This window comes from Aerosakkonema funiforme FACHB-1375 (genome assembly GCF_014696265.1).
GTDB lineage: Bacteria > Cyanobacteriota > Cyanobacteriia > Cyanobacteriales > Aerosakkonemataceae > Aerosakkonema > Aerosakkonema funiforme_A.
Window position 1 is genome coordinate 1 of sequence record NZ_JACJPW010000067.1, and the last position, 22,399, is coordinate 22,399.

General features: G+C 46.9%; 20 protein-coding genes. 3 read left to right on the forward strand and 17 right to left on the reverse strand.

Annotated elements, in window-relative coordinates; translation table 11 throughout:
* The first annotated feature begins 515 nt into the window (after nt 1–515).
* Entirely contained in the window at nt 516–1,196 is a 681-nt protein-coding gene (locus H6G03_RS23155; RefSeq protein WP_190469165.1) for a M23 family metallopeptidase, read from the forward strand.
* 68 nt (nt 1,197–1,264) lie between these two features.
* Here the strand turns inward: H6G03_RS23155 and ftsH are convergent, their stop codons facing one another.
* The 12 genes from ftsH to pilM all read right to left on the reverse strand — a co-directional run bounded on the left by ftsH (nt 1,265) and on the right by pilM (nt 16,177).
* The gene (gene ftsH / locus H6G03_RS23160; RefSeq protein WP_190469281.1) at nt 1,265–3,187 is read right to left on the reverse strand and encodes an ATP-dependent zinc metalloprotease FtsH; all 1,923 of its coding nucleotides are present in this window, start codon (nt 3,185–3,187) and stop codon (nt 1,265–1,267) included.
* Nucleotides 3,188–3,631: 444 nt separating this feature from the next.
* Nucleotides 3,632–3,838, reverse strand: coding sequence for a hypothetical protein (locus H6G03_RS23165; protein ID WP_190469169.1), 207 nt, complete (start codon nt 3,836–3,838; stop codon nt 3,632–3,634).
* A gap of 11 nt (nt 3,839–3,849) precedes the next feature.
* On the reverse strand, nt 3,850–4,299 hold the full coding sequence (locus tag H6G03_RS23170) for a hypothetical protein (protein WP_190469173.1): 450 nt from the start codon (nt 4,297–4,299) through the stop codon (nt 3,850–3,852).
* A 152-nt stretch (nt 4,300–4,451) separates the two neighbouring features.
* Nucleotides 4,452–6,290, reverse strand: coding sequence for an ATP-dependent zinc metalloprotease FtsH3 (ftsH3, locus tag H6G03_RS23175; RefSeq protein ID WP_190469176.1), 1,839 nt, complete (start codon nt 6,288–6,290; stop codon nt 4,452–4,454).
* A gap of 67 nt (nt 6,291–6,357) precedes the next feature.
* Complete coding sequence (locus tag H6G03_RS23180; RefSeq protein ID WP_190469179.1) at nt 6,358–7,230, reverse strand: aminotransferase class IV; 873 nt, start codon at nt 7,228–7,230, stop codon at nt 6,358–6,360.
* A 206-nt stretch (nt 7,231–7,436) separates the two neighbouring features.
* Nucleotides 7,437–8,903: a dihydrolipoyl dehydrogenase family protein gene (locus tag H6G03_RS23185; protein WP_190469184.1), complete on the reverse strand. Its 1,467-nt coding sequence runs from the start codon at nt 8,901–8,903 to the stop codon at nt 7,437–7,439.
* 104 nt (nt 8,904–9,007) lie between these two features.
* Entirely contained in the window at nt 9,008–10,129 is a 1,122-nt protein-coding gene (gene cobD, locus H6G03_RS23190) for a threonine-phosphate decarboxylase CobD (RefSeq protein ID WP_190469285.1), read from the reverse strand.
* A gap of 25 nt (nt 10,130–10,154) precedes the next feature.
* A complete protein-coding gene (locus H6G03_RS23195) occupies nt 10,155–10,436 on the reverse strand; it encodes an HU family DNA-binding protein (RefSeq protein ID WP_190469187.1) in 282 nt (93 codons plus the stop codon).
* 464 nt (nt 10,437–10,900) lie between these two features.
* Nucleotides 10,901–13,324, reverse strand: a complete 2,424-nt coding sequence (locus H6G03_RS23200) for an AMIN domain-containing protein (RefSeq protein ID WP_190469189.1) — start codon at nt 13,322–13,324, stop codon at nt 10,901–10,903.
* Between the two features lie 120 nt (nt 13,325–13,444).
* Nucleotides 13,445–14,242 carry a pilus assembly protein PilO gene (locus H6G03_RS23205; protein WP_190469192.1) on the reverse strand — a complete coding sequence of 266 codons (798 nt, stop codon included), beginning with the start codon at nt 14,240–14,242 and terminating at the stop codon, nt 13,445–13,447.
* Nucleotides 14,239–15,066 carry a PilN domain-containing protein gene (locus tag H6G03_RS23210; RefSeq protein WP_190469198.1) on the reverse strand — a complete coding sequence of 276 codons (828 nt, stop codon included), beginning with the start codon at nt 15,064–15,066 and terminating at the stop codon, nt 14,239–14,241. The genes H6G03_RS23205 and H6G03_RS23210 overlap by 4 nt, the downstream gene beginning before the upstream one ends.
* Before the next feature lie 4 nt (nt 15,067–15,070).
* A complete protein-coding gene (pilM, locus tag H6G03_RS23215; RefSeq protein WP_190469201.1) occupies nt 15,071–16,177 on the reverse strand; it encodes a type IV pilus assembly protein PilM in 1,107 nt (368 codons plus the stop codon).
* A gap of 245 nt (nt 16,178–16,422) precedes the next feature.
* Between pilM and H6G03_RS23220 the strand changes: the two genes are divergently transcribed.
* Nucleotides 16,423–17,484, forward strand: a complete 1,062-nt coding sequence (locus H6G03_RS23220; RefSeq protein WP_190469206.1) for a glycoside hydrolase family 10 protein — start codon at nt 16,423–16,425, stop codon at nt 17,482–17,484.
* Here the strand turns inward: H6G03_RS23220 and H6G03_RS39565 are convergent.
* The 3 genes from H6G03_RS39565 to H6G03_RS23235 all read right to left on the reverse strand — a co-directional run bounded on the left by H6G03_RS39565 (nt 17,428) and on the right by H6G03_RS23235 (nt 19,521).
* Nucleotides 17,428–17,748, reverse strand: a complete 321-nt coding sequence (locus tag H6G03_RS39565; protein WP_206756642.1) for a DUF928 domain-containing protein — start codon at nt 17,746–17,748, stop codon at nt 17,428–17,430. The genes H6G03_RS23220 and H6G03_RS39565 overlap by 57 nt on opposite strands.
* A 148-nt stretch (nt 17,749–17,896) precedes the next feature.
* Nucleotides 17,897–18,349 carry a KTSC domain-containing protein gene (locus tag H6G03_RS23230; protein ID WP_190469211.1) on the reverse strand — a complete coding sequence of 151 codons (453 nt, stop codon included), beginning with the start codon at nt 18,347–18,349 and terminating at the stop codon, nt 17,897–17,899.
* 86 nt (nt 18,350–18,435) lie between these two features.
* A complete protein-coding gene (locus tag H6G03_RS23235; RefSeq protein WP_190469213.1) occupies nt 18,436–19,521 on the reverse strand; it encodes a coiled-coil domain-containing protein in 1,086 nt (361 codons plus the stop codon).
* 210 nt (nt 19,522–19,731) lie between these two features.
* Between H6G03_RS23235 and H6G03_RS23240 the strand changes: the two genes are divergently transcribed.
* Nucleotides 19,732–19,992: a hypothetical protein gene (locus tag H6G03_RS23240; protein WP_190469216.1), complete on the forward strand. Its 261-nt coding sequence runs from the start codon at nt 19,732–19,734 to the stop codon at nt 19,990–19,992.
* A gap of 175 nt (nt 19,993–20,167) precedes the next feature.
* Here H6G03_RS23240 and H6G03_RS23245 read toward each other — a convergent pair whose 3' ends face one another.
* Together H6G03_RS23245 and H6G03_RS23250 are read right to left on the reverse strand one after the other, a co-directional pair.
* Nucleotides 20,168–20,848 carry a Uma2 family endonuclease gene (locus H6G03_RS23245; protein WP_190469218.1) on the reverse strand — a complete coding sequence of 227 codons (681 nt, stop codon included), beginning with the start codon at nt 20,846–20,848 and terminating at the stop codon, nt 20,168–20,170.
* Between the two features lie 291 nt (nt 20,849–21,139).
* Complete coding sequence (locus H6G03_RS23250) at nt 21,140–22,153, reverse strand: coiled-coil domain-containing protein (RefSeq protein ID WP_190469220.1); 1,014 nt, start codon at nt 22,151–22,153, stop codon at nt 21,140–21,142.
* Between the last annotated feature and the right edge of the window lie 246 nt (nt 22,154–22,399).

Genomic DNA, 22,399 nt, shown 5'->3' on the forward strand with positions numbered 1-22,399 from the left:
GGAGAGTGGGGGAGTGGGAGAGTGGGGGAGCGGGGGAAGTAAAACTGATGAATTATATCATATCCGGTAGAATCGGTTATCTAAAAAAATCCCTTTCTTATCTGCATTTATCTGCGTTTATCTGCGTTTATCTGCTTACATCTGCGGTAAAAATTTAACCCCCGATCTCGATAATCTTTGCGATCGCTTTGACACTACCGATAAAACCAGACACGATATTATTGTTGCCATTGCACGAAAAACAAACCGGATTTCTGATTCTCGATCGCGTAATAACAAGTTGCATTCAAGTGGGCCTAACTTTCTTTCCCCCACTTCCCCACTACCCCGCTCTCCCACTCTCTCCTCTAAATTACACTTTTGACGGCAAATCTGTATAACTAAGGAACAAATTTCTCGTTTTTATCTGTAATGAAATGTAATCAAAACAAACGATATCAGAGGAGAGCGATCGAGATAAAATACTGCCGATAAAACTTTCGCTCACACAATGCGCTTTGTAGCGCAGGGAACATATGCGTCATTTGATTTCGTTGTTGAGGCGCGAACGCAAACAGCAAAAATTGAAACCCCCAAAGAAAAGGGGCAAACGCCTAATCCGTGTTGGCACAACTATATTTTTTGCAGTCTTGGGTTTAATAGCATTTCTCGCTTTGGGATTTCAAGCAGAAAAAGCTAAGGCAATGGAAATTGCAGATAGTATAATGCGATCGAATTGGCGAAGCACCTCTTTCCCAGTCGAAAATTTTCAACGCTATTCATCTGCTTACGGTTATCGCTTAAATCCCGATGGTTCCCCCGGATGGGGATTTCATCGCGGCATAGATATTGCCGCACCCGCAGGTAGCTACATCCGCAGTTGGTCAACCGGTGAAGTTGTGGAAATTGCCAACGATCGCCTTTGCGGAACCAAACTTGTGATTAAATCGGGTGAGTGGCAACACATTTACTGTCACCTCAAAGGACGTGCTGCCACATCCCCCCAAGGACGTTACCTCAACGACCCCGAAAGCGGTCTGCAAATCTGGGAAGGACAGCAGGTCAACGCAGGAATCCGCATTGGCAGAGTCGGGACAACCGGCAGAACTACTGGCCCTCACTTGCACTGGGGTCTTAAATACGATGGCACTTATATCGATCCCGGTATAGTTCTCCAGGCAATGTATCAGCAACAACCTCGCGGTTATCGGTGGTAATCGGTGATTCAGGAATTTTAGATTTTAGATTGGATTTCAACCTAAAATCTAAAATTCCCCATTACCCACTAATTGCTGAACACAGACCAACCCTTTTGATGTTGTTCGGGTAACGTTGCATACTCAGAAACAATTTTACGGAATTGATCGCCGTCAATTGTCTCTTGGTCTACGAGTTGATCCACCAAGCGATCGATCAAAGTGCGATTCGATCTCACAATTTGTTTGGCATGGGCGTAACAATGGTCAATAATTGTGCGTACCTGTGCATCAATACGGGTAGCAATTGCTTCCGAATATTCCGCTCTCGCCCCCAAGTCGCGTCCCAGAAACACTTCATTACCTTGAGTTTCCAACGCCAAAGGCCCCAAGTCCGACATTCCGAAGCGCGTCACCATCTTCCGCGCCAGCGAGGTCACCTCCTCCAAATCACCCCCCGCACCGGTAGTGATTTCGCCCTCACCAAAAATCACCTCTTCTGCCGCTCTACCGCCCATAGTAGCGGTGATATCAGCCAAAATCTGCGCTTTCGACTCCAAACCCAACTCTTCGCCAGGGCTAAACCAAGTTAAACCCAAAGCGCGTCCGCGAGGCAGAATCGTCACTTTTTCTAAAAGATTGTGCTGCGGGAGAAGACTACCGACAACCGCGTGACCGACTTCGTGATAAGCAATCAAGCGTTTCTTACTGCTATCTACCAGCGGCGTCCGTTCCATACCCGCCACTACCCGGTCAATGGCATCGTTAACTTCCAACATGGTGATGGCATCTTTGCGCCGACGCGCTGTCAGAATCGCCGCTTCGTTGAGCAAATTCGCCAAATCAGCGCCGGTAAATCCGGGAGTGCGGCGGGCAACTGCTTCCAGAGAAACTTCTGGGGCTAGTTTCTTATTGCGAGCGTGAACCTTTAAAATCTCCAAACGCCCTTTGATATCGGGAAGATCGACAATAATTTGGCGATCGAATCTTCCCGGACGCAATAAGGCGGCGTCGAGAACGTCGGGACGGTTAGTAGCGGCGATGACGATAATACCGCTATTACCTTCAAAACCGTCCATTTCCGTCAGCAACTGGTTGAGAGTTTGCTCTCTTTCATCGTTACCGCCGCCGATACCCGTACCGCGCTGACGCCCAACCGCATCGATTTCATCGATAAACACGAGACAGGGAGCGTTTTCTTTCGCTTTTCTGAACAAGTCGCGCACGCGGGAAGCACCCACACCCACGAACATTTCCACAAATTCCGAACCGGAGATACTGAAAAATGGCACCCCAGCTTCGCCAGCAATTGCCTTCGCCAGCAGGGTTTTGCCAGTTCCCGGCTGACCGATCAGCAATACGCCTTTGGGAATGCGAGCTCCTACAGCGCTGAAGCGTTCCGGCTGTTTGAGGAAAGTGACCACTTCGGCGAGTTCTTCTTTAGCTTCTTCGATACCTGCCACATCGTCGAACTTGATACCGGTTTTAGCTTCCATCTGGAAGCGAGCGCGGGATTTCCCGAAATTCATCGCTTGGTTAGAAGCATTGGCAGATCTCCGCAAAATCATCAGCAATCCGGAGATTAACAGCAGCACTAAGAGCAAATTGATTATAAAGCCCATCGCTGCTGTGCGATCGGCTGTAGGCTGCTCGGAAAAGTCTACGCGCTTGGAGCGCAGTCTGGCAATTAGCTCTGGATTTTGCGTAAATACACTCACCGTCGCCTGCGTAGTGCCTTGCTTTTTATCCTTTTTATTTTTTAATAAGGTGACTTTGGCAAGCTGTTGGGTTGGATCGATCTCAACTTTAGTAACTTCGCCAGCATCTATCTTCTTAAGCAGTTCCGTGTAAGTGAGCGATTGCTGCTGCTGTTGCTGTGCGGAAGCGACGAGGGGTAAACTTCCCAGCAAAACACCCTGCATTATCAACCAACTGGCCGTCATCGCAAAAGTTCCGGCCAAACCTTTTTTGGGTGCCTGTCCGATCCATTTTTGGATTCGAGAATTTTTCATCATGCGATCGTCCTTTTTCTGCTGCTATTACCCACCGCCAGCCTTGGGAATTGAGAATATATGCTGACAAATCCAGTTTAACGAAGCTGAGGCAGTCTCTGGGGGTAAAGCCGAGATACGTGCTGTCCTTTGACAAGATGTAAATTTGTCTAAAAGTCGCCAAAGCACTACAGGGATTAGATGGCGGGGATTACATCGGGATTTGTGCGATCGCCCCTCGCTGTAGGTTGAGTTCACTCTGTCAAGTCCTTGCTTGTGAATCAGTAGGTAGCGTGAAACCAAACATGACTCGATTGGGCGATCGCATTAAGTTGCAGGATACAATGCGATCGCGAAATTAGATTTCAAACTTTCAAACATTAATCTCCAATCACCCGATGTAGCCTTGGCAGCGAGCCCACTCAAAATCTTTTTCCGATATAGTGATTTTTAGACAGGTTACTTTCAATCTTGCAACCTGACTCCAGTATTAGTAATCTCTGCTTTCGGATACAAACAAATTTGAATTGCTAAGTCTACAAGTTTTTCCAATTCTAGATGATTGGCATATATGTGCTTGAGCAAAAGAGGAATCCAAATATCATAAGGTTTATACAGATCGATGTATTTCTTTGAGACAGCTATTGTTGTTTCCATATCACCAGTACTCATGATGTTTGCAATCAGATCCCCTGTATTGCGTCTCCAAACTGCCCCCACATACCATCATTGCAGTCAGCATCGCCTCTATTAACCACCATCCGCAGTTTTATTAGCGTCCCATCCGAGCTAACCAGATCGAAATCAAACCAGTAATATCTTCCAATGCGATCGAGATAGCTTGCTCGATTATATCCCTCTCTAGCATAATTTCTAGCATTTTCTATGTGATGTTTAGGCATATTTGGACAGTTAATGTATTTGGCTGTACTACACTGCCCTAAAACTGAAATCGGACGAATCGGAACAATCATTTTCTCTTCATTAAAAATACCCTCTTTATTAAAAGCCTGCCTTATCCATGTTGGCAACTCCTCTCCCAAAGCATTTTTAACAGTTGACAAATTTTTAATGCAAGCTGGCCAAGTGACTTGCCGATCATTTTTGTCATATAAAATCCATTTCTTCGTCATTAAGAACTCCTTTTCTATTAAAATTTACATCGCTCTCTACAGGTAATCTTGACCTCTAAAAAAAAATCAGGGTAATTCAGGAAATCCCCAAATTACCCTTAATTCAGATTCTAGATTCAATCCAAAATCTAAAATCTAAAATCTAAAATTGATTAAGCGATCGCCGCCATCCGCACATCGCTATTCGCCAATAACTCTTGCAGTTCTTCGGCGTCCACAGTTTCCTTCTCAATCAGCATAGCTGCTAACTCATTCAGTACATGGCGATTATTTGTCAAAACATCTTTCGCCCGCTGATAAGCTCGATCCACAAGACAGCGCACTTCATCATCAACAGTAGCCGCAGTTTCTTCTGAGAAATCGCGTTCTGCCATGATATCGCGACCCAAGAACATATTACCTTGCTGACGACCCAAAGCAACTTGTCCGACGCGATCGCTCATCCCAAATCGCATCACCATCTGACGCGCCACCCGCGCTACTTGCTGCAAGTCGCTAGAAGCACCGGTCGTCACTTCTTCATCGCCGAAGACAATTTCTTCTGCAACTCGACCGCCTAACAGCATCGCCATCCGGTTTTGCAGATAAGAACGACTCAACAAACCGGAATCCAAACGGTCTTCGCTAGGTGTAAACCAAGTAATACCGCCAGCTTGACCGCGAGGGATAATGCTGATCTTTTGCACTGGGTCAAAGTCCGGCATTAAAGCACCGACAACTGCGTGTCCGGCTTCGTGATATGCTACCACAGCTTTGCGCTTCTCGCTGATCACCCGGTCTTTCTTCTCTGGGCCAGCCAACACGCGATCGATCGCATCGTTGACTTCATCCATCGAGATTTCCGTCAAATTGCGACGCGCTGCCAAAATAGCCGCTTCGTTGAGCAAATTGGACAAGTCCGCACCAGTAAAACCGGGACTCCGACGCGCAATCTTTTCTAAATCCACATCTTGCGCCAAAGTCTTACCGCGTGCGTGAACTTTGAGAATTTCCAAACGTCCGGCAAAGTCCGGTCTGTCTACCACCACTTGTCTGTCAAAACGACCCGGACGCAGCAGTGCCGCATCCAGTACATCGGGACGGTTTGTTGCTGCAATAATAATGATGCCGGTATTGCCCTCAAAACCATCCATCTCCGTCAGCAACTGGTTGAGGGTTTGTTCCCGTTCGTCGTTACCGCCGCCCAAACCGGCACCGCGCTGACGACCGACAGCATCAATTTCATCAATGAAGACGATGCAGGGCGCATTGGCTTTCGCTTGTTCAAACAAGTCGCGGACGCGAGAAGCACCGACACCCACGAACATTTCGACAAACTCGGAACCGGAAATCGAGAAGAAGGGAACTCCTGCTTCACCAGCTACAGCACGGGCTAGCAGTGTTTTACCTGTACCCGGAGGCCCAACTAGCAATACGCCTTTGGGAATTTTAGCTCCAATAGCGGTGAAGCGATCGGCGTTTTTAAGAAAGTCAACTACTTCGTTGAGTTCCAGTTTGGCTTGGTCGATACCCGCCACATCCCCAAAGGTGACTTGCGTTTGCGGTTCCATTTGCACTCTGGCTTTCGATTTGCCAAAGTTCATTGCCTGGGAACCCGGGCCATTCTGGGCGCGGCGCAACAAAAAGAATAATCCCACTAATAGCAGGATTGGGAAGAATAAACTGCTCAAAGCCCTCAGCCAGAAGGCGTCGTCGCTCGGAGGTAATACTGTTATATCAACGTTGTTTTTAGTCAGAAAGTTGAACAGTTCCGGGTCATTCGGAAGATTGACTATGACCTTGTTGCCGTTTGCGGCTTGGACGCGGGCCGTAGACCGATCGGCACTAATACTGACTTTCCCTACTTGTTTGCTTTCGACTTTTTGGAGGAACTCACTGTAACGCCAAGTCTCTCGCTGGGGTTGCTTGTTGTCAAAAAATGCGGTGGCCAATGCTACCACAACTAGGGCTAATAGTGCGTACAGCCCTGCATTTCTCCATTGTTTATTCACTCTCGATCTATCCTCCTGGGGTTTTATCGTCTGAGGAGTTTTTCTATTTAACTTATGTAAATTTATTTTAACCTATCTGAGAAAATGGCAACCGATCGGTTATGGATTCTCTCAGTTTCTGGAAGCAAATATGAGAAGAGGATAGGGCATGGGGAATGGGGCATGGGGCATCGGTCAATTTCCCCTGCTCTCCCCCTCTCCCGCTTTCCCCCTCTTTCTTGATAATCTTGTGGATGGGAACGACTTCTACAACGCTGTTGCTGTAGGCGATCGCTTCAAAACCTGCCACTAGATCCGCGCTCCAAGGTTTTTCCTCTACTACCTCATTTTGACTTTTCAGTCCGGCAATTAGTTGCGATCTCATCAGTCCTGCTAAAATTCCCGCTTCCAGGGGCGGTGTCCACCATCTGCCGTCTCGCCAGCCCCAAAGGTTTCCTGTGCTGGTTTCTAACCAATTTCCCGATGAATCTAGCAAAATCGCTTCTTTAGCTCCGTATTGTTGCGCTTCTCTCAATGCCAGCCAAGCCGACAGGTAGTTACCTGTTTTGTGTTCTGCTAAGGAACGGCGATATTGGGACGCTTCTGCTAGCCAAGCTACTACACCCGACTGTTGGCGATCGGTCAAATCCTCTGGTAATTGTCTTCCTACAATCCATTCTCGTCCATCCGGAAATATGGCGATTCTCAATACTGGAAAGTCGGCTTTCAAAGTCTCTGCACCTTGCCTAACTCTTTCCCAGTCTGGCATCTGCCAACCAAATCTTGCCAAACTGCAACGAATGCGATCGCAGTGTCCCCCCCAATTTGTCTTGCCACTATCCAATGAGCGATCGTACACCCGTAGCGTCGTGAACACACTCGCTCCGTAAAGTAACCCCGGATCGTCTATCCCTACTTCGATCTTGCTGCTTTCAATTAGCTTGCCACTATACCAGTACATTCTTCTTTCAAACAAATTGTTTGAATGTAAATATAAAAAAAGTTTTTGCAAAAAACTCTCTATGTTATGGTATCATTTATATAATGGAAATATTAGCAAAAATAATATTTAAGTAAATATTCCCATTATATAAGTAAGTATACAACAAGCGCCCAGGAAAAGTAAAGTATTTTCCCTCTTTATATGCAGTTAGAACAGAAACAAAGCTAACGAGACCAAGAGCGACGGAAATTGAAGAAGTTTTCGAGAAAGTCTTGCATAGAAGAATTGCGATCGAGGCGGAGATTACCCCAGTCAGCAGCAGTTTGAGAGTTGATTTCAGAGAGAGAGGGAAAGATAGAAGAGAGATTGGCGATCGCCTTAATCTTAATCCGTTCCTGCATAGCCAGAGAAAAAACGTGAATCAACTCACTAGCTTGTGGGCCAACCAAATGCACACCCAAAATTTCACCACTCTTAAGAACCAGAATTTTGCAAAAACCAGTAGTTTCACCGCGCATCTGCGCCTTATCCACAGCCTTAAAAAAGCGGCGTAACACAAAGACATCATCATCACCGTAGCGGCGTTTGGCTTGTTCTTCCGTCAAACCTACCCGTGCTAGTTCCGGATCGGAAAAGATAGCCCAAGGAATATGGCGGTAATCAACCTTGAAAAAAGGGAAGAACAACATATTTTTAAGAGCGATACGCGCTTCGTAATTGGCTACGTGAGCAAAACGGTAACCGCCCAAAACATCACCGCAAGCATAGATGCGGTGATTGGTAGTTTGTAACATTTGGTTAACGCGAATGCCGTGGCGATCGAACTTGACACCAACACCTTCGAGGTTTAAAGAATCGACATTTGGCTGCTGACCGACAGTAACAACAATTTCATCAGCTTCGATCGCCCGATCGCCCGCTTGAATCCACTTTTGATCGTCAATCCATTTTACCTGAGTCACCGGATGTCCCGTCAGAACGCGGACGCCCTCAGCTTCCAACTGTGCTTGAATCAAACGTGCGGCTTCCGGGTCTTCCTTAGTTAAGATATGAGGACTGTTGACCACCACCGTCACGCGAGAGCCCAAACGGGCAAAGGTTTGAGCCAGTTCTATCCCCACCGGGTCGCCACCGATAAAAATCAAGCTTTTGGGCAAGTTAGTATTTGTCTGCTGCCAGATAGTATCGGGCGTAAGGTAACCAGTGCTTTGCAGCCCGTCAATATCTGGAATGACAGAACGAGAGCCAGTCGCGATCGCATAAGTGCGCGATCGCAAAGGCTGACCGTTGACAACAAAGGCAAAATGTGGTTTGCGGCAGAACTCACCTTCGCCAAAAATGACATCTACACCCAGAGAAGCGAGAACAGCAGGGGAATGCTGTTCGTCCAGAGCGGAGACCACACCTTTAGCCCACTTCAAAGCCTCCGCAAATCGTACTCCTACACCCATACCTACAGACTCTGGGCCTGAATCCCAAAACACACCAAAAGATGGCGCTTCCCGGATTTGATGGGCAACCCGTCCCACCTGGGTAAAAGCTTTGCTGCATTTAGAGCCAGACTCAGACCAAGTGGAACCGAGTAGCGGAGATGCTACCAAGGCAACGCGGGCTTTGAGGTAAGTTGCTGCGACGGCGGTATAAAGTCCAGCCGGACTGCCTCCGATCGCAACGACATCGTAGTCAACCATACGATTTTGGATTTTCGATTTTGGATGAAAGGAATTAGGAATTTCAGATTTCAAATTTCAGATTTCAAATTGAAATTTGAAATCTAAAATCTAAAATCTAAAATCTAAAATCTGAAATTCTCCCCAACTTCGTCGGTAAGGATTTCTCTCAACCCATCGATCAGGCGTTGGTTATCAGCAAGAGAGCGAACCGCTACCCGGAAGTAGCGATCGCCCAGTTCCGGAAAACTCTTGCAGTCGCGAATGAGAATCTGACTGTGTTTGAGTAACTTTTCCTGCACCCGCGTACTGGGCAAAGACGACTGCACCAGCAAGAAGTTAGCAGCGCTGGGGTAAGGATGCAACCCAGCTAGCCGATCGACGCCTTCAAACAGCTGAGTGCGAGCTTTCTCAAGCCAGTTCCAAGTTTGCTGCTGAAACACCCTATCCTTGACGACAGCTTCTGCCGCAGCGGCGGCTAAAACGTTCACCGGCCAAGGGTCGCGCCACTGCTGCCAGCATCGCAGTCTAGAGGGATGAGCGATCGCATAACCGAGTCGCAAACCAGGCAAGCTGTAGAACTTGGTGAGACTTCGCAGGATGACCAAATTCGAGTATTCCTGCACCAACGGGATCAGACTTTCCTGACGATCGGGAGGCAGAAAATCCATAAACGCTTCATCCACAACTACCAAAGCAAATTGCTCCAGTAGTGGCACAATAGTCTCCCTTAAAAACAGCTGACCTGTAGGATTGTGAGGGTTATTCAACAGCAAACCTTGTTGGGAATTAGGAATCGGGAATTGGGAATTGGGAATTGGAAACTTCTGCTGCCATCCCCTATCCCCCATTCCCCAGTCCCCATCTGCTAAAGGGCACTCCACTACCGACGCGCCAAAAGCCTTTAGAGCCCGCAAATAGTCGCCAAAAGCAGGCGTTACCAGATAAGTTTTCTGGAATTTAGACAAATCCCAGCACGCCCAAGTCAGCAGTTCGGCAGAACCGTTACCGGGCAGTATCCAGTCAGATGGTAAGTTATGTACCTCTGACAGACACGCCCGCAACTGCTGATAGTCGGGGTCTGGATAGGCTGCTAGATAGCTCAAGTTCGCTTGAATCGCTGCGAGAGCCGATTCGGGTGGCCCCAAGGGGTTGATACTAGCCGAGAAATCAACAATAGCAGTAGGGGAACAGCCTGCCAGCGCGGCTGCCCAAGCGATATTCCCCCCATGCAGCGGTCGATTCAACAAAGAATTTGTCTGGGTAAAACGATCAGTTCTGTGGCGCGACTTTTTCCTTAAACAGCTTGCCAGGAGAAAAGGCAGGCACCTTAGTCGCTGGAATTTCCATTTTATCCCCAGTTTTGGGATTTCGGCCTTCGCGAGCCTTGCGTTCGCGAGGCTCAAAAGAGCCAAAACCCACCAGCGTTACTTTATCACCAGAGGACACCGCTTCCACAATTGCTTCCAAAGCAGCTGTGAGGACAGCATCCGCTTGTTTTTTAGTCACATTAGCCTTTTCAGCTACGACATCGACTAATTCGCCTTTGTTCATTTTCTTGCTCGAACTCCTTAGAATCTGCTTTTAGTGACTTGTAAGCCCCATCCAACAGGCGTTGGCGTGGGGCAGCTGAACGAGTTTAAGTCTCCTGAAGAAGACCAAATTCTTCAGCAATGAGCGCACCTTTCAACTTAAAATCGCTGAAACGCTCATCAAAGCGAAGTTTCACTGCCCTATTCTAAGGTGTACTTGCCGAATATGGATCGACGGAACCTTTAAGATATATGGATTTCAGGAGTTTTTTAGGTGAGCCTTGACTCAAAAGCGTGTTTTTGAAGTCAAAAGAAAGGGGTTAGGGGTTAGGGAAGAGGGGAAAGGGGGAAAGGGGGAAGGGGGAAAGGGAGAAAAGGGAAGAGATTTATTCTCCCGCTCCCCCACTTCCCCATTCCCCCGTTTCTCTCTTTGACTTTTGACTTTTGACTTTTGAATGAGTGACTTTTAACTTTCTAGCCCCTAGACTACCGATTGCTACCGGGAGGAGTAAAACCGCCCCGCTGTAGCATTTGCTGCACTTCTGGCCCTGGCCTGTATCGGTAGCCAAACGGTGAATTAGCCGAGTCATCGAGAATTTGAGGTGTCAACATCACGATCACCTCAGCTCGCGTATTTGTTCTATTTGTGCGTCTAAACAGGGCACCAAGGATAGGAATATCACCTAAGATAGGCACTTTGCTGACGGATGTTCGGTCTTGATCCTGAATAATGCCCGACAGAATCAGCGTCTGACCATCTCGCAGACGAACTTGTCCAGATACCAAATCCCTTCTGGAGAGCAACGAAATTGTGACACCACCTGCGAGTGAGCCAGGACCGATAATTGAGGTGCTGCTGGGTGCTGTTACGCTCGGATTCACATTCAGAGTAATGAAGCCGTTATCGTCAATGCGATTGACCTGGATCTGAAGGGTTAGACCAACAGTTCCTTTTTCTGTACTTACCGTAAAACTCGTAGTGTTACCAGTGGTTTGCTGTTGGACAGATTGATTTGTGATCACTTCTTGGCCTAAGTTGACTCTGGCAGTTTCTCCTTCTTGGATCACCAAAGTCGGATCGGTCAAAATCTTGGCGTTGCCACTGACAATCTGAGCCCGCAGTTGTGATAAGAATCGGGTGGGGAACTGGAACAGCTGTGGCAGCGCGTATGTAATTTGGTTACCCGATATAGTACTAACACCCGGTTGCAAAGGGTTGATATCTGTACCAAAAGGAGCGCGGGGTAAAAGACCTTGAAAAAGAGTGGTCGTAGGTGATGTTGGAGCTCCTGTGCTGCGGCTAAAGGGAGCGTTTTGCTGAGCATCTAAGAAAGCACCGTTGCCAGTAAAGGGACTTTGAATGACAGGAGCACTGAACAGACTACCAGTCGCTTCTCCCGCCGTAGCCGGTCTGGTATCGCCAAAATTAACGACTGCTGCTCCTTGGTCAAATGTAAAAAAGCTTTTACCCAGTCCGAAAGAGAAACTGGTACCAGCCGTATCCGTGTTGTCTAAGTTGATATCGACAATCTTGACATTCACTGCTACTTGGCGACGGCGAGCATCGAGCTGCGACAAAAACGCCGAAGCGATTTCGACCTTACGGGGGTCACCGACCAGGGTAATAGCGTTGAGACGCTGGTCGGCAAGGATGGACAAACCGGAAAGGATCAGGGGGCCATTTCCTCTTTGGGCTCTGAGTACCTTAATGTCGGGTTCTCTAATTTCGACTGTTCTGGCAGCTGCCCCTTCTCCAATAGTTTGGATTTGGACGCGAGTAATTGGCAGCTGCGTTTCTGCTCCTTGGGCGGTTAAAAAGTTCGCCGCATCGGTGACGGCGACTTGATTGAGTCGCAGGCTCCGCACCACAATATTGGCGGCTGCTTCTGGTAAGCTTGACCCTACAAAGACGGTGTTGCCGCGAACGTTAGCTTGCAAACCGGTAATTCGCAAAACGGTGTTGAACACATCTTGCAGAGGTTCATTTTCAATATCTAAGGAAATAGTGCCATCTAGGGAGGGGGTAGCTCCCGGAGTTTGTCCGGGCTGGCCTTGTTGAGTTTGTCCTTGGGCTCCAGCGCCTGTTTGCGGGGTTACAAATACGATGTTACGGTTAGCGGCGCGGGAGAGCAGCGATAAAACCTCTCGGATGGGAGCATCCCGCAGCAGTAGGCGGGGAATGCGTTCGGGCGTGCCGAGATCGATGACGCTAGCGGTGGGATCGACTTCCGAAACCGCTATGTCTCCTACTGGTGGCGCAACTGCTCTGGGCAAGAATGGTGGGGCGGGGCTAGCAGGTTGGATTGTACCGGCTGCTGGTGCCGGCCCGCCTTCATAGGTAATTTGTGGGTTGGGAACTAAAATATCTGGGGTTTGTGCGGCTGGAGCTGGCGCTGCTGGAGCTGGCGCTGCTGGAGTTTGTGCTGTTGGTGTTGAGTTTAAGGTAGGAGTGGTGGTGGGTCGGGTTGCTGTGGGGGCTCCTGGAGAAGCTGCTACGGAAGCCCCAGCAGTGTTGAAGTTGAGGGTGATGGCTTGAGCTTCCCTACTGGCAACTTGTCCTGTGGGAGCGCTGTCGATCCCGGTGACGGTGACCCGGATGCTGTTGGCATCTAATTGGGTGACTGCAACGGAAGCGATGCCTGGGGTGGGGTTTTGCTGCCTGAAATTGTTGCCTTCTCTTAGGCGCAGTTGCGCGTTGGTGATGTCTACCACGAAGGCGTTGCGGCGAGGCACTGTGAATATTTGGGGCCGATCGCCTTCTTGGGTCTCCAGAACGAGTTGAACGCCCTTATCTGTTGGTTTTAGTCGCACTCCCGTCACTTGGGTTGCCGCTGCCCATACTGGCTGGCTGGCAAGGAGAAGCGCTCCTCCCCCGATTATTACTCCGGCTATTCCTTGATGCTGTTTCACCCTTTCCTCCTCACACAAATATCAAATTGGTATATGCTGGAAAGTTTATTGTCTTTCTCGCTTTACCAGAAGTTTACACCTTGTTTTTCTCGTCGCCGCATCAACAGCTACTTCTGTTTATTATTTGGTTGGCGCTGGTGACGGTGATGCCCCCGATGTTGCTGGCGCTGGTGCTACCGATTTTTGTTCCTCTGGAGTAAGAGGTCTGAGTACTTGCAGTTTAAAAGATGTGCTGATTTTGGTTTCCGGATTGCCGATCGGCACTATTTTGCCATCTTGCTGGTCAACTGCTATTCTTTGAGTTGTTTCTGCTAATGTACTCTTCAATTCTTTAACGACAGAGAGAGACTTCTGGCGCTCCAAGTCGATCAGAAATAACCTAATCTGATCGAAGGTTCCTTCCACCTGCACGTTGTAGACCTGACGGTATATTTTACCGTTAATCTGCGCTCCGAAAGAACTGTCATAGACTATACCGGAAGACGTGGGGTCTGGCTCAAATTTTGTCAACCTTGCCTTGATTCTGTCTTCTGGTAGATTGCTATTTCTCGCATCAATGCTTTTGTTGAGATCGAACAGCAGGGTGTTTAAGCTTTTAGGATTGGCAAACAGAGCTGTTACGCCTGCTTTTTGACGTTCCGCATCTGCCACTTTTACTTCTGCCGCTTTGACCTCTTCTTTGATTTTTTCTAGGTTTTTCTTTTTTTCCTCTTTTGTTTGAATTTCTGCTTTTTTCGTGTTGTACTCTTCCAACTTTGGCATGACTAACTGAAAGGTGAGGAAACCCGCTCCCGCCAAACCGAGAACGGCAACGAGAGCGCCAATTACAGGCGGCGTCAACTGAATCCCAAATACACTGGGAGAACTAGAGTCGGCATCCCCTGAGCCTTGACCGGGAAAATTTTCAGCGACTGTCATTTTTTCAGGACTCCTTGTTGTTGAAGGTTTTCGACGCGAGTTACCAGTCCCAATGCACCTTTAGTTTCCAGCTCTTTGAGCATTTCAGTTGCTGGCTTTTCGCTTTGGTAAGTTTCGATTTTGAATTGCACTACTTTTGGTAGTTTTGGCGGCTGAAAACTAGCGGTAGAGCCTGTCTGAGATGGGGGCACGTATAGCTGGATGGGATTGTCGATCAATGCAGCGGAGATGAGCTTTGTGTCTGTATCTTTAAAAAATGAGGATTTTTGAAGTGTCAGTACTAAATCGTTCACATTGCTGAACGAGTTGGCGACACCAACAAGCTCAATTCTGTCTGTGGTTGGTGGGGTTGCAGCAGGCTGGGCAGGGGTACCCTGCGGGGGAGCTGCTGGGGCTGTGGGAGGTGGGGCTTTGGTTTGTGTAATAGTTGTAACTTGTACTCCTGGTGGCAGTCGATCGCGAACATCCTGGAGTATGGCAGACCAAGGCTTCATTTGATCGAATACCGTAGCTAAATCTTTCGTTTCAGACTGGATCTGACCAAATTTAGCCAACAGTTCGTCTCTCTGCTTCTCTTGTGCCTGCAATCCGCCTAACTCTTGATCCAGAGTTGCTCCTCTTGATATGAGCTGTTGTATTTGGTTATCTAAAAATAACCACGCACCGCCTGCTGCCAGTGGCAAAAGGATACCTACCGCTACCCCCGCAAACATCAGCATTTTTTGGTTGACGGGTACTGGTGGTCTCGTCGGACCACCACCACCTGGTGGTGGTGGTAGAATACCTTCGCGATCTTTAAGAAAATTAACTTCAAGACTGTACATCTTTTTAAACCTCTCGTAATCCTAAACCGAGTACAACTCCCAATCCCGGTCGCTGCACTGCGGGTATTTCTTCGCTTACTTCTAGGGATAAAGCCGCCACCGGGTCTACTTGCGTTGTAGGCAAGCTTAACCGCGATGTGAAAAATTCATCGAGCTGTCCAATTCCACCGCCGGGACCTGCCAGCAGTAACTGGGCTACTTCTAGATTGTTGCTTTGATTGAGATAAAAGTCGATCGAGCGGCGCAGTTCGTCGGCTAGTTCGCCCAAAACTCTCATCATCGCAGCCATTCCCGGATTGAGTCCAGTTGAGCCGCTCCGCACCGCATCCACTGGGGCTGTAGGAATTGTCATCCCTTTGAGCAAGTCGGTGTTGCGAGAAGCGGGTAAATTCATCGCACGGCTGAGGGCACTCTGAATTTGGAACATCCCGATCGCAACGGTGCGGGAAAATTGGGGCACACCATCCACAATAATCGCTATTTCGGTACTCTCAAATTCGATGTTTACTAGCACAGCGGCTTCTTGGGAAGAAAATTGCCGCAGTTGCTCTCGAATTGTCCGAATCAGGGCAAAACTATTAATCTCCAGTACGTCTAACTGCAATCCAGCTTGCTTGAACGTTTCGATATAAGTATTGGTTACGTCTTCGCGGACGGCGGCTAGCAGCACCTGCACTTTTTCTATGCCATCCTCATCCGTGAAGAAACCCAGTTTCTGATAATCGACATCGGCTTCTTCGCGAGGAAATGGTAAGTACAGGCTGGCTTCGTGATTGAGTACCATATCTCGGAGTTCTCGCTCATCAAGCTCGGCGGGAACGGGTATAATCCTGACGATCGCTCCAGCAGCTCCCGGTATGGCTGTGGCAACGCGAGTGGCTTTAATTTTTTTATCCGCTAGCGCTGTTTGGATGAGTTCGGCCATTGTCGGTGGGTCGAGAATCTGTCCTTCTTGAAAGACTCCTTCCGGAACTTCTACCGAGTGCAAAGTTACTAATTTAAAGCCCTGGCCTTGCTTACGCAGTTGGGCTATATTTATCCGTTCTGGCGCTAATTCGATTCCAATTCCTGGTTTGCGCTTGGAAAATAGATTCTTGAGGGCGTTAACCACTGTTGTAGTCCGTTCCTAATCTATAAAGAATAAGGTTGCAGCTGAAAAGGTATCTTGGGGGAGAGCGAGGCAATGTACTTGCTCTCCCACCAATTTAGCAATTGGTGGCAAAGAGCGGCAGACAAGGGAGACAGGAAGCGGTTACTTTTACAGGTTGGCAGTGATTACCGTAGGCCCAGATGGTCTTTGCGGCAGGATAATTATGACCGATCCATTGCTCTTATCGCAGTTATTCAAAAAAGCTAATGAAAATACGCGGTGTCTGGCTTCCTAACACAGATTGCTTAGTTCTCACTTCTCGGCAACGCATTGCACAAGCAATGAATTTTCTCGCAGAAACAGGTTTCAATGTAGTATTTCCCGTTGTTTGGAGTAAGGGATTTACGGTTTATCCCAGCCAAGTGATGAGAGAATTGTTTGGAGTTGAAATCGACCCGCGTTACAAAGGACGCGATCCTTTAGCTGAATTGACTATCGAAGCCGATCGTGTAGGAATTGCTGTTATTCCTTGGTTTGAATATGGATTTGCCAGTTCCTACAATCAGAATGGCGGACATTTGTTGGCGAAAAAGCCTGATTGGGCTGCACGCGATCGCAATGGCAATTTGCTTAAAAAGAACAATTTTGAATGGATGAATGCTTTTCATCCGGAAGTGCAAGATTTTCTGCTCAGTCTCATTTTGGAAGTTGTCAAAAATTACGATATCGCTGGGATTCAAGGAGACGATCGACTGCCTGCATTACCCTCAGAAGGCGGCTACGATTCTTTAACTGTTTGGCGCTATCAGCAAGAGTTTAATTGCCATCCGCCCCACAATTGCAAACATCGTTCTTGGTTACATTGGCGTGCCGATTTACTCACGGATTTTTTGGCTCGTATATATGGCGAAGTCAAAGCTATTAATCCTACTTTATTGGTGTCTATGGCACCGAGTATTTATGATTGGGGATGGCAAGAATATCTACAAGATACTAAAGCTTGGCTAGATAAAGGATTGGTGGATATTATTCACCCGCAGTTGTATCGTCGCGATTTCAATAGTTATAAATATCTTGTAGATAAACTCGTCATAGAACAGTTTAGTTCGGAACAAATTCAGCGTTTAGCACCAGGTATTTTGATGAATATCGGTTCGTCTTACCGCATCAGTCCGGAGTATTTGTTACAGGCAATTGGCTACAATCGTTCTCGCGGTATTTCCGGCGAAGTATTCTTCTTTTACGAAGGTTTGCGATCTGATCGTGATGCGCTAGCAAAAGTATTGCGAAATGGGCCTTATGCTGAAATTTGTTCGCCGTATAATTGACACCACGCATGGGCAGATTAAAAAAGGCAAATTGTTGCGCTTTTGGGTCAAATATAGTGCTAAATTTGTAACTGTATCTTGCCAAATGCCTGCTTTTGCGTAAATATTGATGCGATCGCGTATTGTTTTCGCCTTTTCTAGTTTGGCAAGCAAATCTGCACTCGGTTCAATTCTTTGGGTATATCCGCCAACCTTATTATCCTTAAATTCGTCTTGAAAATTGCATTTTAATACCAAATTCCAAGCCCGCGCAGGCGGGCTCAAGAATAAAGAAATTTCGTTTAGCTAAAATCCCCGTAAAAATAGATAATGCTGTTGGCAAAGTCGGTTTAAACCGACTAAATTTCTATTTTCTTCAGTCCGTTTCAACGGACTTTCGCTATGACGCTGGGGTTTGAACCCCAGGCGGACTTCAATGTGCAGAATCGGAATCAAGTCGGCGAGAACGATAGTAACCTTTGATTTCCCGATTGTAAAATTTTCCGGGTGAATCGGTCGAGATCATTTCCTCCCAGATTTCTTCATCCACGCCTTCATATTGATAAACGGAACCGTTTTTAAATTCGACTTGCAATAGGTGTCGATCGCTATCGTATCCTATTGAGTTTGCCATTGTCGAATGTACGGGTAACATTGGTATTTCCGATTGTACACCAGGCAGTTCGTAAAAGTCAACAGATGCAGCGAGTTCGGGAGAGTTTGAGGATACGACTGCATCTAATTGTACCAATCCTTCATAAGCTGCAACGGGTGCGGGAATTTCAATTACATCTATGCTATCTCCCCGATCGATAATTAATCCCAAATATTCATCATCGTGACTGATGCCGACAAGGTTGCTCAAATCGATTTTGGTATATTTCATACAGATATCTCCTCGGTAATCTCAGATTTGAGATTTCAGATTTCAAATTTGGATAAATCTGAAATCTGAAATTTGAAATTGGCAATTTACTTCACTTTGTTTTGATTTTTCGCTTGTTCGATCGCAATTTCTTTCACCGCTTGGAAAGAATTGGCATTGGATGAACCTTCGATCGCTTTCACAGCCAAATCTTGTACCTGTTTGAGCGCAGCATCCAATTGTTTGGAAAGTGTACCGATGCGAGTATCTTGATTTTGGATAGTTTCCATGAGCGAATTAATTCGCAACTCGTAAGTGCGCTTGCTACCTTCGATTTCCTTGGCAAGCAAATCTGCTTTAATTTTGGCTTGGTGACCTGCGATACCCTTGCCTTCATCCTTGGCGCGTTTAATCGCATTTTCCAAATCTTTAGGCATATTTTCGACTTTAGTTTTCAGTTCGTTAAATTGGGTTTCCCGTTCTGCGATCGCCTTTTCTTTTTCAGCCCATTCTTTTTCGCGAGCTTGTTTCAACTCATCCAATTCGCCATACAAACGCTTCTTCTCTTGTTCGTATTCCTCATCAGAAAGTTGGCGTTGCAAAGTCAAATCGTAAGAGTATTCTTGAGTATCGCGTTGGCGAGTCTTCCCTTGCGTTTCGTTGCGTTCTTTGATAAAGCGGCGGTGTTCTTCCTGTTCCTTTGTCCACGCTTTCCGTGCTTGAGTTATTGTCAGATCGACTTCTTCCCGACGCTGACGTTGTTCTTCGTTAAAAGTTTTGGAACTTTCTTCGTATTGTTCGATTAAAGTAGCCAAACTACCATCAGTTACTTGCAGATTGTGTAGCGCTTCTAATTGCTGGTTTTCCTCTGCGACTTTGCGCTGCACTTCTTGGAGTTGAAAAGCTTCGATCGTCAGTTTTTCCGATAAGTCGCTAACTGCGCCACCGAAGTTTAATTGCAGTCGGTTCAATCCCTCAATAATCGATTCCATTTTCTGTTGATTTTGGACAGGTTTGATAGGTACTTCCGTTGTCGATTTACCATTCCCGTTGCCGTTACGTACTTCTGTTGGTTTGATTTCTGGTTTTTGATTCATTTTTGTCTCCAATTCTTTCTTTTCTTGCAACAATTCGTTAAATGCTTCCAGAATTTCAGCCTTGGTATTCTTCTCGTTGGGACGTTTGGTAGGCATAAGTTAACCTCAAAGTTTAATTGGTTGACAAAATCTCTTGTGGGATGGGCATCTTGCCCGGACTCGACATCAACAGCTATGATGAAAGTGAAATGGCCAAAATCGCAGGAAAAACATTAACTATCGCTATGCTTTGGAGGCTCGCGAGCCTGAGCGTATGCTATATTTAGCTGTGCCATTGGAAGATCGAATTGTGTTTGTAAAAACATCATGACTAATTACGATCGAGAACCAGTGCGGGTTTTGATGCACTTGAATGGCGGCTACACCAAAGTCACTTTTGAGCGGGTAGAAGGACAGGGTTTAGCGGATGGTGGCGTTGACTGGGATATTCCAACTCAAAAGATTCCTTTCCATCTCAGAAACATTGGTTCTCGCTTCTTCGTTATCCAAAAGGCAGTCAGCTTGGAGAAAGACACGATAGAAGATATTCGTGAGATCCTTTTACAAATCAAAATCGAAGAGATGTAAGGAGTAAGACCCGCTCCGAAAATTGGTAAGTGATTTTTTTACCACAGATATCCACAGATGTAGGCGATAGCCTTCCCGAAGGGTACACAGATAAACACGGATGTGGATCTAGATTTATCGTAAGGTATGCTGGGTATAATTGGATTTTTCGGATAGGTTCTGAGTGATTGAAGGCTTAAGGTTTTCTCAGTCGATCGCAAAATTCTTGATGTTCCCCACTCGCCAATCCTTTCTGCAATTCGGAGAGAACGGTTGCTAAATCGCCGTTGAGTAATGCGGAAACTGCTAACCACAAACCTGGAAATATTTGAGAGCGAATTATCCCCGTTTCATCTGGTGTAAACGGAATATACACGCCTTCTTGCAAGCTGAACCAATCCAAGCGATTTTCGTATCTTTGCCACACTAAATATTCTTGCACCTCGTTGCGACGATAAGCTCTGAGTTTATCGTTGAGATCGTAAGCAGCTGTGCTGGCGGCAATTTCCACAATTAACTCCGGTGCGCCTTCCACGTAATCGTCTTCGGTGATGCGAGATTTCCCGCCTGCTTCCGGTTCCAAACGCAGAAGTGCGTCTGGTTGCGGTTCGTTATCTAAATCTAACCGAACGGTAGGATTATCCCCCAAACGAACGCCAGGAGTAGCAGCACGGTAAACTCCCAACCAAGTGATAATAGAACTGTGAGGTTCGGCATGATTGGTAAAGCGCAGAGGTGAAGCCACGTAAACAACTCCTTCGATCAGTTCTGCTTTTTTGATGCGAGGTGCAGCATCGTAGCGTCGTTCAAATTCCTGGCGGGTAAGGCGATCGCCACTTTCCAAAGGAGGTACTTTGATCGATGGTGTCACAGACATACAAGTTTCCTCAATCTTTGCATTCATTCTGGCACGAGACAGTTAGAACCTATCTGTGTTCATCTGTGTTCATCTGTGGATATCTGTGGTTTCCTCTCAAACCGACTTTTCATTCCGGTTAAGTTGAGCGAAACCCAACATTGTCATAACTCCCATTTTTGTTGGGTTTCGTACAAGATTTGAGAAACCGGGTTTCTTAAGGAAAAATCTTGGCTCTTGATTTGAAGAAGCAAGAAACCCGGTTTCTAACCCTGGTGCAAGTCTGGGGTTTCGTACCTCAACCCAACCTACTTAGGATTCGGATTTTTCCGCTCTGGCTGCAAACCGATTTGATGAACTTTCAAAAGCACGCATTGCCAATTCTTGCGCTTGTCGCAATGTGGCTTGCAGTTGCGTGGAAATTTCGGTAATTTGTTCTGTTTGTCGCTGAATCTTGGCTTCTAATGACTGAATTTGTAACTCGTAACCTTGCTTTGTCGCTTCCCACTCTTTGTCTAATAAATCCGCCTTAACTTTCGCTTCTCGATCGGCTTCTCGAATGCCTTCTTCCCGCGATTTCTTAATAGCTTCGTCCAGTTCGCCGGGGAATGCCGCAGCTTTGCGTTGATACTCTTCCAATAATTTTTGATTTGTTGCCAAAGTACGCTCCCGTTCGGCCCAATTTTTCTCTTTCGCTTGCGTTGTTTCTTGGATTTCCCGTTCGAGTAGGCGCTTGGTTTCTTCATATTTATCCCTGGCAATTTTACGATCGCGTTCTGTGTCGTAGCCGTAATCTTCCTCTTGCTTGGTGCGATCGCGTTGCAGCAGTTCGTTTCCTTCGTTGAGATTGGCGTCAAATTCTTCCTGTTCCCGCTGCCAAATTTTGCGGCTTTCGACGATTTCCTTTTCCAAGCTTTCCCGATCGTTCGCGGCGCGTTGTTCCAGCGATCGCAAAGTTTCCTGATGTTCCTGTGTCAACAGGTAAAGTGCATCCGCAACTACGCGAGTTTGCTGGAGTTCTTGCAAGTTTTGGGTGGCAATTGCGATCGCACGTTTGAGTTCGTCCAACTTGGCGGTTTCTGTTGTTAACCGCGTGGAAAGTCCGGTAATAGTATTGCCGAATTCCAATTGCAGATCCGCCAGTCCTCGCACAATACTATCTGCTGTGTACTGCGAAACCGTTTCTAGAACTGTGCGGTTTTTCTCTTTTTCGGCTTCTTCTTCTTTTGTAGCGACTCGCGAGGCAACATTTCGCCGTTGCGTTAAAATTTGCTCGAATGCTTCTTGAATCTTCGCTTTACTATCTTTGGCTGCAATTTGATTCATATGCAATTCCTTGTTCAAAACTGCAAAACATCCCTTGTTCGCGGTTCATTGCAATGCACAATGAACAGTGAACGACTTTGTAAACATAACCGTTGCAAATCATCGATCGATGTTTGAGGTTATGCTTTTTCCTGCTAGAGTAGTAGTGAGATGCAAACTGTGGTTTGCGTTTCTTGTTTACTACTCTAACACCATTTTTCTGGATATGCAAGATGTAAAGACAAAAATTGTAAACTTTAGTTGTCA

Excerpts from the sequence above, each read along its gene's own strand:
- H6G03_RS23155 (WP_190469165.1), top strand. The coding sequence starts at position 516 with ATGCGTCATTTGATTTCGTTGTTGAGGCGCGAACGCAAACAGCAAAAA.
- ftsH (WP_190469281.1), bottom strand. The coding sequence starts at position 3,187 with ATGAAAAATTCTCGAATCCAAAAATGGATCGGACAGGCACCCAAAAAA.
- H6G03_RS23165 (WP_190469169.1), bottom strand. The coding sequence starts at position 3,838 with ATGAGTACTGGTGATATGGAAACAACAATAGCTGTCTCAAAGAAATAC.
- H6G03_RS23170 (WP_190469173.1), bottom strand. The coding sequence starts at position 4,299 with ATGACGAAGAAATGGATTTTATATGACAAAAATGATCGGCAAGTCACT.
- H6G03_RS23180 (WP_190469179.1), bottom strand. The coding sequence starts at position 7,230 with ATGTACTGGTATAGTGGCAAGCTAATTGAAAGCAGCAAGATCGAAGTA.
- H6G03_RS23185 (WP_190469184.1), bottom strand. The coding sequence starts at position 8,903 with ATGGTTGACTACGATGTCGTTGCGATCGGAGGCAGTCCGGCTGGACTT.
- H6G03_RS23195 (WP_190469187.1), bottom strand. The coding sequence starts at position 10,436 with ATGAACAAAGGCGAATTAGTCGATGTCGTAGCTGAAAAGGCTAATGTG.
- H6G03_RS23205 (WP_190469192.1), bottom strand. The coding sequence starts at position 14,242 with ATGACAGTCGCTGAAAATTTTCCCGGTCAAGGCTCAGGGGATGCCGAC.
- H6G03_RS23210 (WP_190469198.1), bottom strand. The coding sequence starts at position 15,066 with ATGTACAGTCTTGAAGTTAATTTTCTTAAAGATCGCGAAGGTATTCTA.
- H6G03_RS23220 (WP_190469206.1), top strand. The coding sequence starts at position 16,423 with ATGAAAATACGCGGTGTCTGGCTTCCTAACACAGATTGCTTAGTTCTC.
- H6G03_RS23230 (WP_190469211.1), bottom strand. The coding sequence starts at position 18,349 with ATGAAATATACCAAAATCGATTTGAGCAACCTTGTCGGCATCAGTCAC.
- H6G03_RS23235 (WP_190469213.1), bottom strand. The coding sequence starts at position 19,521 with ATGCCTACCAAACGTCCCAACGAGAAGAATACCAAGGCTGAAATTCTG.
- H6G03_RS23240 (WP_190469216.1), top strand. The coding sequence starts at position 19,732 with ATGACTAATTACGATCGAGAACCAGTGCGGGTTTTGATGCACTTGAAT.
- H6G03_RS23245 (WP_190469218.1), bottom strand. The coding sequence starts at position 20,848 with ATGTCTGTGACACCATCGATCAAAGTACCTCCTTTGGAAAGTGGCGAT.
- H6G03_RS23250 (WP_190469220.1), bottom strand. The coding sequence starts at position 22,153 with ATGAATCAAATTGCAGCCAAAGATAGTAAAGCGAAGATTCAAGAAGCA.